At 62.4% G+C, this 12,002-nt stretch carries 13 protein-coding genes; 5 read left to right on the top strand and 8 right to left on the bottom strand.

Features of this window, described 5'->3' with window-relative positions; genetic code table 11:
* Positions 1-112: 112 nt before the first annotated feature.
* The 6 genes from AC1Z3V_RS04700 to AC1Z3V_RS04725 all read right to left on the bottom strand — a co-directional run bounded on the left by AC1Z3V_RS04700 (position 113) and on the right by AC1Z3V_RS04725 (position 5,801).
* A complete protein-coding gene (locus tag AC1Z3V_RS04700; RefSeq protein WP_483497530.1) occupies positions 113-2,014 on the bottom strand; it encodes a nitric oxide reductase activation protein NorD in 1,902 nt (633 codons plus the stop codon).
* 8 nt (positions 2,015-2,022) lie between these two features.
* Positions 2,023-2,835: an AAA family ATPase gene (locus tag AC1Z3V_RS04705; protein WP_483497531.1), complete on the bottom strand. Its 813-nt coding sequence runs from the start codon at positions 2,833-2,835 to the stop codon at positions 2,023-2,025.
* Between the two features lie 63 nt (positions 2,836-2,898).
* A complete protein-coding gene (locus AC1Z3V_RS04710; RefSeq protein WP_173519587.1) occupies positions 2,899-4,245 on the bottom strand; it encodes a nitric-oxide reductase large subunit in 1,347 nt (448 codons plus the stop codon).
* A gap of 106 nt (positions 4,246-4,351) precedes the next feature.
* Positions 4,352-4,804 (bottom strand): c-type cytochrome, encoded by a 453-nt coding sequence (locus tag AC1Z3V_RS04715; RefSeq protein WP_334197185.1) that lies wholly within the window; start codon positions 4,802-4,804, stop codon positions 4,352-4,354.
* A gap of 155 nt (positions 4,805-4,959) precedes the next feature.
* Positions 4,960-5,238 carry a cytochrome C oxidase subunit IV family protein gene (locus tag AC1Z3V_RS04720; protein WP_429814133.1) on the bottom strand — a complete coding sequence of 93 codons (279 nt, stop codon included), beginning with the start codon at positions 5,236-5,238 and terminating at the stop codon, positions 4,960-4,962.
* A 5-nt stretch (positions 5,239-5,243) separates the two neighbouring features.
* The gene (locus AC1Z3V_RS04725) at positions 5,244-5,801 is read right to left on the bottom strand and encodes a cytochrome c oxidase subunit 3 (protein WP_483497532.1); all 558 of its coding nucleotides are present in this window, start codon (positions 5,799-5,801) and stop codon (positions 5,244-5,246) included.
* Between the two features lie 182 nt (positions 5,802-5,983).
* Here AC1Z3V_RS04725 and AC1Z3V_RS04730 point away from each other — a divergent pair, with 182 nt between their 5' ends.
* The 5 genes from AC1Z3V_RS04730 (at position 5,984) to AC1Z3V_RS04750 (ending at position 9,738) form a co-directional block, all read left to right on the top strand.
* Positions 5,984-6,139, top strand: coding sequence for a hypothetical protein (locus AC1Z3V_RS04730; protein WP_089044838.1), 156 nt, complete (start codon positions 5,984-5,986; stop codon positions 6,137-6,139).
* 289 nt (positions 6,140-6,428) lie between these two features.
* Positions 6,429-7,112 (top strand): DUF1326 domain-containing protein, encoded by a 684-nt coding sequence (locus AC1Z3V_RS04735; protein ID WP_429814137.1) that lies wholly within the window; start codon positions 6,429-6,431, stop codon positions 7,110-7,112.
* A 359-nt stretch (positions 7,113-7,471) separates the two neighbouring features.
* The gene (locus AC1Z3V_RS04740) at positions 7,472-7,900 is read left to right on the top strand and encodes a hemerythrin domain-containing protein (protein WP_483497534.1); all 429 of its coding nucleotides are present in this window, start codon (positions 7,472-7,474) and stop codon (positions 7,898-7,900) included.
* A 10-nt stretch (positions 7,901-7,910) separates the two neighbouring features.
* Positions 7,911-8,603 (top strand): NnrU family protein, encoded by a 693-nt coding sequence (locus AC1Z3V_RS04745; protein ID WP_483497535.1) that lies wholly within the window; start codon positions 7,911-7,913, stop codon positions 8,601-8,603.
* A gap of 232 nt (positions 8,604-8,835) precedes the next feature.
* Positions 8,836-9,738 carry a GNAT family N-acetyltransferase gene (locus AC1Z3V_RS04750; RefSeq protein ID WP_483497537.1) on the top strand — a complete coding sequence of 301 codons (903 nt, stop codon included), beginning with the start codon at positions 8,836-8,838 and terminating at the stop codon, positions 9,736-9,738.
* 55 nt (positions 9,739-9,793) lie between these two features.
* On the opposite strand, the gene AC1Z3V_RS04755 is transcribed toward AC1Z3V_RS04750, so the two are convergent.
* Both AC1Z3V_RS04755 and AC1Z3V_RS04760 read right to left on the bottom strand, forming a co-directional pair.
* Positions 9,794-10,372 carry a UbiX family flavin prenyltransferase gene (locus AC1Z3V_RS04755; RefSeq protein ID WP_483497538.1) on the bottom strand — a complete coding sequence of 193 codons (579 nt, stop codon included), beginning with the start codon at positions 10,370-10,372 and terminating at the stop codon, positions 9,794-9,796.
* A complete protein-coding gene (locus AC1Z3V_RS04760) occupies positions 10,369-11,880 on the bottom strand; it encodes a UbiD family decarboxylase (protein ID WP_483497540.1) in 1,512 nt (503 codons plus the stop codon). The genes AC1Z3V_RS04755 and AC1Z3V_RS04760 overlap by 4 nt, the downstream gene beginning before the upstream one ends.
* Between the last annotated feature and the right edge of the window lie 122 nt (positions 11,881-12,002).

A 12,002-nucleotide genomic window follows, 5' to 3' on the forward strand; every position in this document is an offset into this window, starting at 1 on the left:
TGGGGATCCGCGGCTCGAACCCGCGGGAGACGATGGGCGCCCGCATACCCTGACCTTGAACCCAAAAGGCCCGACGATTGCCGGGCCTTTGTTTCCTGACTGGCTGACCGCCTCACCCGACCAGGTTGCGGTAGATCGCCGGCAGCGCCGCGGGTAGCCGCGAGATGTTGCCCACGACCGCGTAGCCGTTCTGGCCGAACATGGCGGGCACGTAGGACTTCGCCTCGCGGTCGACCGTGACGGCAAAGGTGTTGATGTCGCTCCGTCGCGCCTCCGTGACCGCCCGGCGGCTGTCTTCAAGCGCGAAGCGTCCCTCATAATGGTCGATGTCGTTGGGCTTGCCGTCGGTCAGTACCAGGAGAAGCTTCTTGCGGTTCGGTTGCCGGCGAAGCTCGGCCGAGGCATGGCGGATGGCCGCACCGATGCGGGTGTAATAGCCGGGCTTCAGCGCGGCAATACGCGCCTCGACCAGCGGTCCCATCGCCTCGTTGAAGGCTTTGACCGTTTCGACCCGCACCCAGTCGCGCCGTCGCGACGTGAAGGTCAGGATCGAGTGGTTGTCGCCGCAAGCGGAAAGCCCGTGCGCAAGGATGAGCAGAGCCTCTTTCTCCACGTCGAGCACCCGCCGGTTGTCGGACCAGGAGTCGGTCGACAGCGACACATCGACGAGGATCGTCACCGCTAAATCGTGCACCTGCGGCCGACTCATCAAATGGATGCGATCGCTACCTTGGCCGCCGGCGGCGAGGTCGGTGCGGGCACGCACGACCGCGTCGAGATCGAGATCGGCGCCGTCGAGTTGGGCGCGTAGCATCTCATGCCGCGGGCGCAGCACTTCGAACTGGCGTCGCACGCGGCGGATCAGGCTCTTGCTTTCATCCGTGAGTTCAGGGCGCTCTTCGTGGCCGGAGGCGGGCATCGCCAGCACGCGGCAATGGTCTTTGAGATATTGGCCTGTCCGGTAATTCCATTCGGGATAGGTGAGCTCGGCCGTCAGCGGCATCGGATCGACCGCTTCCGGCGGCAAGTCGAGATCGAAGCGGAAGCGCGCCGAGGGCCGCCCCTTGCGCTCGCCGAGCGTCATGTCGTCGAGTTCCTCGGCAGCCTTGCTGTCGTGGTCGTCGCTGTCATCGCCGGGGCGGTCGACATTGACCATCTCGGCCATGGCCAGGATCTTCTCGAAGCGGTTGAGAATGAAGGGGCTGCGCTCGCCCTTGCGGTTTTCTGGGTTTTCGCGAACGGCGATATGGCGTTCGACTTCGGTAACCGCGGCCTGAGTGCCCGGCGTCGCGGCAACATCCTCGTCGCGGGTGGTCGTGGTTTCCGTACGCAACAGCGTGTCAGGCCAGAGCGGCATCGGCAGCATCGGCAGGTAGCCGGGTGGTGCGCGATGCGGGAAGATCACCGGCAGCGTCGCATCCGCCTGACCTGCAGCCTTGCGCAGGAGGCGCAGGATATGGTTTTCGAGATGTTGCTCGATCGTCGGCAACGCGCCCCGCTGCCGCTCGGCAAGCGTCGCTTCCGCCAGGCGCCGATAGCGCCGCCGAAGTCCCGGAAACCGCTGGAACACCTCCTCGACCGTTTCCTGGGCGCGCGACACGAGCGCCAGGTCGCGGCGGAGCGGATCGGTTTCACTGACGGGGTCGACCGGCATCGTTGCCATGTATGCAACCAGCCAGTGATAGAGATCCCGGTTGAGGTCCTTCGTCGGAAAGATATCGATCTCGCCGGGCAGCATCAGCGATGCGTGGTCGCGCGCGGGCTGCACGAGCTTCTCTTCGCCGAGCCCCATGCGCTGCCGCCACCGCAATCGATGGGTCGAGGTTCGACCACGGGCCGGCACGATCTGCACAGCCGCCTCGCCGCCGTGTCCGCGAAAGGAGACGCCGAGCACCGGCATCATGTCGGTGAGCTTCACCGCTTCGTCCGGATAGCGCCGCCAGGTTCTGGTGTTGCCGACGAAACGGTGCCACGCCCGTCCGACGGTCTCTTCGAGCTCGAGGAAATCAAGCATGGCTCACCTCAGGCGATCAGCGAGCCGGCCACTTCGAGAAGTGCTGCGCGTACATCCGGTTCGTCGGTGAGCGGTTCGATCATCGCAGCCCGCACCGCGTCCTTGACCGGCATGCCGGCATCGATCAGCGAAGCGCAATAGACGAGCAGCCGGGTCGACACGCCTTCTTCCAGGTCATGCCCCTTGAGGGCGCGCAGCCGTTGCGCGAGATTGACGAGCGGCGCCACCTGGCTTTCCAGCAATCCACTTTCCTGGGAAACGACGGCGATCTCCTGGTTCTTCGGCAGGAAATCGAATTCGATCGCCACGAAGCGCTGCCTGGTGCTGGGCTTCAGGCTCTTCAGCAGGTTCTGGTAGCCGGGATTGTAGGAGACGATCAGCATGAAGCTCGAGGGGGCTTCGAGCAGTTCGCCGGTGCGTTCGAGCGACAACATGCGGCGATCGTCGGTTAGCGGATGCAGGACGACGGCGACATCCTTGCGAGCCTCGACGATCTCGTCGAGATAGCACACGCCGCCGTCGCGCACGGCGCGGGTCAGGGGGCCGTCGACCCAGACGGTGTCGCCACCCTTCAGGAGATAGCGACCGGTGAGGTCAGCGGCGGCAAGATCGTCATGGCAGGAAACGGTCGAAAGCGGCAGGCCGAGCTTCGCTGCCATGTGGCTGACGAAACGGGTCTTGCCGCAACCGGTCGGTCCCTTGAGGAGCAGCGGCAGCTGCCGCACCCAGGCGCTTTCGAACAGCGCGCATTCATTGCCGGAGGGACTATAGGCGGGGATATCGAGTGCCGCGCGACTGACGGCAGTTTGGACAGGGCTCATGGCAAGTCTCCATGCTGAAAATTCTTGGGGGTGCCGGCGCGGGGAACCGCGCCGGCTGATTGGTCATTCGGCGGGCTGGACCACGCCACTGAGCTTCTCGCTGCGCTCCCGGCCGGGCACGAGAACCGCCCAGATGAACATCAGCGCCGAGATCAGGACGACGGCACCGGAGCCGAGGCGGATCCAGTAGAACAGCGCAAGCTGATCCTGAACGTCCATGTAGCTTTCGCCGAGCACGCGCTGCAGGTGCGCCTGGAGAACACCGGCGAAGGTCAGCGCGAAGGTCATGACCGACATGGCGGTGCACATGATCCAGAAGCTCGTGATCGACAGCCACTGGTTATAGGGGGCGCGGCCGCGGATCTCCGGGATTGCATAGGCCATGACTGCGAGGTTCAGCATCACATAGGCGCCGAAGAACGCGAGGTGTCCGTGGGCCGCGGTCACCTGGGTACCGTGAGTGTAGTAGTTCACCGAAGACAGCGTGTGCAGGAAGCCCCAGACGCCGGCACCGAAGAAGGCCATGACCGAGCAGCCGATCGACCAGAGGAGGGCTGCGCGGTTCGGATGCTTGCGGCCGGCCTTCCAGGTCATCACGAAGGTGAAGATCACCATGGTGAAGAAGGGTGCGACTTCCAGCGTCGAGAACAGCGAACCGATCCACTGCCAGTAACCCGGCGCACCGATCCAGTAGTAGTGATGGCCCGTGCCGAGAATGCCGGAGAAGAGCGCCAGGCCGACGATGACATAGAGCCACTTCTCGACGACTTCGCGGTCGATGCCGTTGAGCTTGATCATCAGGAAGGCGAGCACCGATGCCATGATCAGTTCCCAGACGCCTTCGACCCAGAGGTGGACGACGTACCACCAGTACATCTTGTCGAGCGCCAGGTTGATCGGGTTGTAGAAGGCGAAGAGGAAGAAGATCGCCACACCCCAGAGCCCGAAGATCAGGATGTTGGTAACGGTGGTCTTGCGGCCTTTCAGCACCGTCAGCGTGATGTTGTAGAGGAACATCAGCGCGACGATGACGATGCCGACCTTGATCGCGAAGGGCTGTTCGAGGAATTCGCGGCCCTCGTGGATATGCATGAGATAGCCGACGACGGCGACGGCCGCGGCGATCAGGAAGATCCAGAACTGCGCGATGGCGATCTTCGTGCTGTAGAGTTCGGTTTCCGCTTCTTCGGGCAGCAGATAATAAGTTGCACCCATGAAGCCCATGAGCAGCCAGACGATCAGTGCGTTGGTATGGACCATGCGCACGATGTTGAAAGGCAGGAGCTCGGAGAGCGTGTTGGGCAGGACGTAAATGGTACCGGCAAGCACGCCGAACAGCACCTGGGCGAGGAACAGGCCGAGCGCTCCGTAAAAATAGAGCATCGCGACCTTTTGGGTTTGGTATTTCATGGTGTCACACTCCGATCGCTTCACAGAGCATCCCGCCGATTGGCGGATAAGATGCTCTGAATTCAAAGGAGGGCGTCCTTAGTGCGTTCTTTGAACGCACGGCGCCCTAGCCTGCCTCGTTCGGCGGCCAATCCTGGGTCTTGATGCGGCTCGTCCATTCCAGGAAGTCGGCGAGGTCGTTGAGTTCCTGTTCAGTGAGATTGAACTGTGGCATCTGCCGCCGTCCTTCGATGCCGGTCGGCTGGGCGGCCATCCAGGCCTTCAGCGTTTCGCGGGCGCCATCCGGATCGGCCTCGCCGCCGAAGCGCTTCCAGACGTTGCCCAGCTCGGGTGCGAAATAGGCGCCCTCGCCCAGCAATGTGTGGCAGTTGATACAGGAGTTCTTTTCCCAGACGTGTTTGCCGCGCGCGACCGAGTCGGTCAGCGTCGTTTCGTCCGTCGAGGTCGTCCGCATATAGTAGTGGCTGTGGGCGGTCAGCCCGACGAAGATTGCGAAGAAAAAGAAGGACCCGCCGTAAAAGACGTTACGGGCCCCGGTTTTGGTGAGGCGTTCTGCCATCACGTGGTCCTTTCGATTTCAGATGGCCGCAACGAGCGCGGCTGGCTGATCTGATCCCCTCCCCGTGTGGCGTCGGCAACAATCGGGGCGACCCCATGTCTAGGGAAATCGGCAGCGGCTTCTTTGCGTTTCGGCAAACAAGTCGGCGGGTGACCTCAGATGAGGAGAACGGCGCCCAGCACCAGTTTCGCGGCAGCGAGCAGGACGAGTGCTGCGGGCCAAATCAAAAGACCCAGGCGGAGAGCAGATGGCGCATGGCTGAGCCCCATGAAATTGAGCGCGACGAACCGGCTCTTGACGATGGCGAGCCCGAGCAGGACGGCGATGACGACCACCGTCGGCCCGGCGACCGCCATCAGCGCCATGCTCGAGATCACGATCGCGGCGAGCACGAGCCAGGTGTTGAACAATTGTCTGGGATTGCGGTCGGTCATAGCACTTACACGAGATAGACGAGCGGAAACACCACGATCCAGACGAGATCGATCACGTGCCAGAGCGTGGTGATGAGCGCGACGTTGCCGGGAGTCGGCCGCCAGGCGACGATGAACAGCACGAGGGCGCCGAAGACCACGTGCAGCAGGTGAAAGCCGGTAACGAGGAAGTAGAGCTCGAAGAAGGAGCCGAATGCGGGATCTCCGGCGACACCTGCTTCCGCGCTGTATTCAAAGAGCTTGATCGCGACGAAGGCAAAGCCGAAGAGCGCGGCATTCACCAGCGCCCGCCGACGCTGCCCGAGCGAGGCCCGAGGCCTTGTCGCCAGGGCTGCCTGCCAGCCGCTGGTCAGGAGAACGAGCGTGTTGATGCCGGCAAGCAGCGGATCGAGATGCGAACGAGCGACAGCAAACGCATCCGGCTGGAGGAGGCCGACAACGAGAAAGCCGACGAGCAGGATGCCGAAGGCAGCAAGTTCGCTCCAGACGAGTGCCCATAGCAGCAGGGTGTCCGTGGTGTCCTCTTCCGCCGCTCCGGCAATCGGATAACTGCGGGCATCCATGTCAGCGCCTCCGTCAGGTCTCATGGGTTGGAGCGGGAAGCGGCCGGAAAACAGCACACGTTTTTCATCCCGCTTCAAAAACTCGAGGCTTGAGCTAGGCGCGAGCGCACACCGTGTCTTTGCGATTGAGCAAAGAAGGCGGCAGGGGGCCGCGCTATTGGCGGTGACAAAGGAGCCCTCCGATGACAGACGCACAGATCGGCCTTTCCGTTGCCACCCCCATCATCATCGTCTTCGCCCTCGTGCTCTATCGCATGGGCGTGCTGCAGCGCGGCGCGACGCTGTCGGCGATCCTCTCCTCCGTCGCGATCGCCATCGTTCTCTTCCTCGACCGCTGAGCCCGCAGCGTCGCCGACGCGATCGGATGCCGGAGACCCCGTGGAGTTCGCCCTTCGTGCCGGGCGGTGCCGATTGAAGCGACCTTTCGACACTGCTAAAATTCGTTTCTTCCGCATCCAAACAGGAGCGGTCCCGTGACCGAAGCAGGCGCGGGGCGATACTACCATTCGCGCCGCAGACAAAGTCGGTCAGGGTATGCCTCCTTGAGAGGACGATCACGGCATCGAGGCGCTGAGCGGAAGAAATGCCCTCTCACAAATGCGACCGCTCAAGAGGAGGATTGGAGGGATGGTCGACCAATGGCTGTTTAAGAGCGAGACCTACGACAACTGCAATTGCGCCATGAATTGCGGCTGCCAGTTCAATCTGCCGAGCACACGCGGCTACTGTCAGTCGGCCTTCGTCGGCAACCTGGTTGAGGGCTACTACGGTGATACGCCGATCGCGGGCCTCAACTGGGCAGCGATCTACAAGTGGCCCGGCGAAATCAAGGACGGAAACGGCCGACGCCAGATCGTTATCGACGAGCGCGCAAACCAAGCTCAACGGATCGCGCTTGAAGCGATCATCTCCGGCGAGGCCGGCGAACCCTTGAGCAATCTCTTCTCCATATTCGCGTCCACATGCTCCGAATTTTGCAAGACATTGTTCCTGCCGATTCAGCTTGAAGCGGACTTGGAGCTCAGAACCGCCAGGGTAGAGATACCCGGCGTCATGGTGAGCCGCGGCAGGCCGATGATCAACGAGTTTACCGGTCAGCCGTTCCACATTGCGCTGGCGCGTCCGAGTGGCAGCTTCGAGTTCACCTATGCAGAGATCGGACTCGGTACGACCTCGATCACCGGGGATATGGAGATGGCGTTCGACGATTCATGGGCACATTTTTGCGTTCACCACTTCAACCAGCATGGTCTGGTCCGGGAGAGATCGAGGCTCACCGCATGGCTCGAGCGCATGAGCCCGCGTCCGTGATCCACAACAAATCCGGCAATCGTCATGCGCTCACGAGCTTTCGTCCATGATGGTCACTTTCTCAGCAAACCGATATGGCAAAAGTTGTAATAGCGTAGCGTGAAGAGTCTCAATGGAAATCTGGTGAAAGTGTCAATAGCATGCTGGTGAAACCATCAATAGCGTCCTGGTGGAACTGTCAGTACGCGTTGGACTTCTCGGTCCAGACCTGGTCCTCGATGCGCTCTGCCGCGCCCTGCCAGTAGCCGCAGAGGTTCTCCGAAGCGGCGAGGGGTCGCGCCGCAGACTTTGAGAAATGTCAAAGATGGCCGCCTTCAGCGGGTGTAGTTGAGGCATCAACACCCAATGGAGCAGGTTCTATGCAGCAGCGATTTTCTGAACACCACGAGCTGGGACAGGCTTACCGCGACCTTCTTTCTCTGTGTGATCGCCTCGAGACACTTGCCGATTCCATTCCGCGCCGCATCGACGCGGCGAGTTGCCGCGTGATCATGGCGGAACTGCCGGAAAAGCTCAGGCGGGTCCATGCGCTGGAGGAAATGATCCTGTTTCCTGCAGTCGAAGACCAGCGGGCTGGCGAAGATCGCGGCGCCTTGATCGCGCGGCTGCGCGCCGAGCATGACCAGGACGATCGGGCCGCTATCGAACTGGTGCGCGTGCTGAGAGCAGTTCTCGACAACAGGGCATCGCTCAATTGGGACGCGATCGGCTATATGTTACGGGGCTTTTTCGAAACCGTTCGCCGCCATGTGGCAACGGAGCGCCTGCTTCTATGGCGCCACGGGTGAGGCGACCGACATGACCTACTTTCTCCTCGCCTTCGTCGTCTTCCTCCTGCTCCATCTCGTGCCGGCCTGGCCGGCGCTTCGCCAGGGCCTGATCGACCAGCTCGGCCGCTCGACCTATTTCGCGGTCTATTCGCTGCTCTCCGTGCTCGCCCTCGGCTTCGTCTTTCACGCGGCGCTGCAGCTCGATTTCATCCCGCTCTGGGACCCGGCCGCCTGGCAGGCCTGGGTGACCTTCGTTCTGGCGCCGCTAGGGATCTTTCTCGTGCTGGCCGGCCTCTTCAGCGAGAACGCGCTGTCGATCTCGATCTACCAGGGAAACGAACGGCCCGGCGCCATCGTGACGATCACCCGCCATCCGGTGCTCTGGGGCTTCCTGCTCTGGGCCGCCGGCCATATCGTACCGAATGGCGACCTGCGCTCGCTCGTGCTTTTCGGCGGCTTCGCGCTCTTTTCCGTCGGCGGTTTCTTCATGCTCGAAAAGCGCGCCCGCCGGCGTCTCGGTGAGGGCTGGCGGGCAGCCTCGAAGGGAACATCGGTCTGGCCCTTTGCAGCGGTAATCCGGGGCGAAACCCGTTTGCGCGCTGACCCCGTCATGATCATCGCCGCCTTTGCGACCGTCGCGATTGCCGTCTGGCTGCTGCTCGGCGGGCACGAGGTCCTCTTCGGAGCCGACCCCCTGCTCCAGGCTACCGTGCTCGACTAGAGTATTTTTGCAGTCAGGTGGAATTACCTGACGTCGTGATAATTCAGCAAAAACAATTGGTTACGGCGGCGGCACGAACGCATGTGGGCGCATCCCGCTCTAGACCATCGGCGTTCAAAAAGGGGACCTCTGAATGTGACGTGAGCCGTGGTGGCCAAGACCGCGGTCACGGGAACTGGTATGTTGCCTTCTGCTGTCGGCGCTTTGCCCGGATTCCCTGTTGGAGGTACCGATGTCGCTTGTTTACCGACCCGCGCAGGCGGACGACTTGGCTGCGACCGATGCTCTGGTGGTTGCCAGCATCAACGATCTTACCGTTCGGCATGGCTTCGGCCCGATGGCAACCGCCAGCCCTCCCAGCTTTCAACTGTTTTCGCTGAAAGACGATCCGGACGGCCTTTGGATTGCAGAGGACGGTGGGGATATTCTGGGCTTTGCGTGGAGTTGGGTTTGTGGGGATGTCTGGTTCCTCGCCCAGCTATTCGTCGATCCCGCCCGGCAGGGCCATGGCATCGGAAATCAGCTATTGGAACGCACCCTGGAGCACGCGCGGAAATCTGGAGCAGCGCACAAGGCACTCATCACTTTCACTTTCAATCGTGTCTCGCAGGGGCTTTACATGCGACACGGCCTCTTTCCCAGGATGCCGATCTACTTTTTCAACGTCTCGCGCGAACGGGTGGCGTTGGCATCGCCGGAGCCGCCGCTGCGTACAGTCGCAATCGACGGCGACGCTGCGACCATGGCAAAGCTCGCCGAGATCGACGCCCGCGCCATCGGCGTCTCGCGGCAGAAACATCATCGCTACCTGCTCGGCGACCCGGCAACGAAAGGAGTCTTGCTCTATGCTGGCGACATGCCTGTCGGCTACGGCTATATCGGCGCCAACGGGCACATCGGTCCTCTCGCTGTCACGCGACGTGACGTTCTTCGAGATGCGTTTGCGACGGCGTTGAAGCTGGCGGCAAATGGCTCCGCTGCGACGATATCGGCGTTCCTGCCAGGTACATGCGACGGCGTCTTAAGCCTCGCAGTTAGCCAAGGCATGCGGATCACCTTTCCAATGCTATTGATGGCGTCGCCCGGCTATGGCGACTGGACGCAGTATTTGCCGCGAAATCCCGGGTTCATGTGATCAGTTTTCTGCTGACAGAGTTTTCGCGGAGCGGCTCCGCCTTTCCCGGAAAATCTTAGCCTTCGCCTTGCCAGGCCTTTGCCAATGGGGCGATCGGCAACGCCAGGAGATCGATCGCACGGGCCGCCAGATGATCGACAATGGCCTCGATGGTTTCAGGCCGATGGTAGAAGGCCGGCACCGGCGGCATGACGATCGCCCCCATTTCGGTGACGGCGCACATGTTGCGCAAATGGCCGAGATGCAGCGGCGTCTCGCGCGCCATCAGTATCAGCCTGTGCCGCTCCTTCAGATGCACGTCGGCGGCACGAACCACGAGATTGTCGGCCATGCCACTGGCGATCGCCGCAAGCGTGCGCATGGAGCATGGCGCGACGATCATGCCTGCCGTCGAGAACGACCCGCTCGCAATTGCCGCGCCTATGTCTGCGTGGTCATAGGTTCGCGCGGCCTTACGCAACAAGGACGGAAGCGCTTCCTCGCCAACTTCGTGTGCGAGTGTGCGGTTCGCCGCAGGCGACAGGACGAGATGCAGCTCGACGCCTTCGATGTCGCTGAGCCGCTCAGCAATACGCACGGCGATCGCGGCGCCGGAAGCGCCGGTGACGCCGAGTACGACCTTCATCCTGTTCATCGCGTCAGGTCTCCAAGCCCGAGATCAGTCCAGATCGCGTCGACCCGACCGATGACCTCCGGCGACATCGCCAGAACACGCCCCCATTCACGATCGGTTTCGCTACCGATCTTGTTGGTGGCGTCGAGCCCAAGCTTGCCGCCGAGGCCAGGGCGCGGCGAAGCGAAGTCGAGATAATCGATCGGCGTACCCTCGATCACGGTCACGTCGCGGCTGGCATCAAAGCGAGTGGCAAGCGCCCACATCACGTCGGACCAATTGCGCGCGTCGATGTCCGGGTCGACGGCGATGATCAGCTTGGTGTAGCTGAATTGCGGCAGCATCGACCAAAGCCCCATCATCACGCGCTTGGCCTGTCCCGGATAGCGCTTGTCGATCGAAACGACCATCGCCCGGTAGGAGCAGGCTTCGGGCGGCAGCCAGAGATCGGATATCTCCGGAAACTGTTTGCGGACCAGCGGTACGAACAGCCTGTTCATCGCTTCACCGAGCCGCGAAGGCTCGTCCGGTGGCCGGCCGGTGTAGGTCGAGAGATAGAGCGGGGTCCGGCGCATGGTGATTGCCGACAGGCGCATGACCGGGAACGGCTCGATCGAATTGTAATAGCCGGTGTGGTCGCCATAGGGGCCCTCTTGCGCCGTTTCGGCTGCCGAAACGGTGCCCTCCAGCACGATCTCGGCATTGGCCGGAACCAAAAGAGGCACGGTCTTCGCCGTGACGAGCGGCGTCCTGCCCCTCCTGAGCAATCCCGAGAAATTCAGTTCGCTCAATCCGTCCGGCAGCGGCATGACGGCGGCAAGGATGGTCGCCGGGTCCGCGCCGATGACGACCGCGATCGGCATGTCCTGACCCAAGCGTTGCCACAGGCGATGGTGGCGGGCGCCGCCGCGGTGGGCGAGCCAGCGCATGATCACGCGATCAGGGCCTAGCACCTGCATGCGGTAGATGCCGACATTGACATCCAGTGGATCATCCGGCGCACGCGTGATCACCAGCGGCCAGGTGATGAGCGGCGCCGGCTCGCCGGGCCAGCACCATTGAACCGGCAGGCGGCCGAGGTCGATTTCCTGACCGCGCCACACGATTTCCTGGCAAAGCGCACGCGCCACCTTTCGCGGCCGCATGTACATCGCCGATCTCAACAGCGGCAGCCTGTCCCAGGCATCGCGCAGGGATTGCGGCGCTCGTGGATCGCGCAGTTCCGCCAAGGCGCCGGCAAGCGCATCGAGTCCTCCCTGCATCAGGCCGAAACCACGTTCGATCCGGCGTTCCGACCCAAAAAGATTAGCAAGAAGCGGGATGGGCTGCACGGCACCAGAGGCATCGACCGGTTGCTCGAAAAGAAGCGCGGGCCCGTCGGCCGCGAGCACGCGGCGGTGGATCTCGGTCACCTCGTGCACCAGCGAAACGGGTCGCGAGATGCGCTTCAGGTCGCCTTCACGTTCAAGCGTATCGACAAAATCCCGAAGCGTTGCGAAGCCCTGAGATGGGCGAAAGGTCCTGTTCATGGAGCCTGTTTTGTGGCGGCGAATGGCCCTTGTCTTTGATGTGGCGCAAACAACCGCCGGCGGCGGGCGTCTAGCATGCGCCGCATCGTCCGATTCCGTCGCTCCGCAGCCCGCCCCACAGG

The sequence above is a fragment of the Ensifer sp. 38_S197 genome (assembly GCF_056924495.1).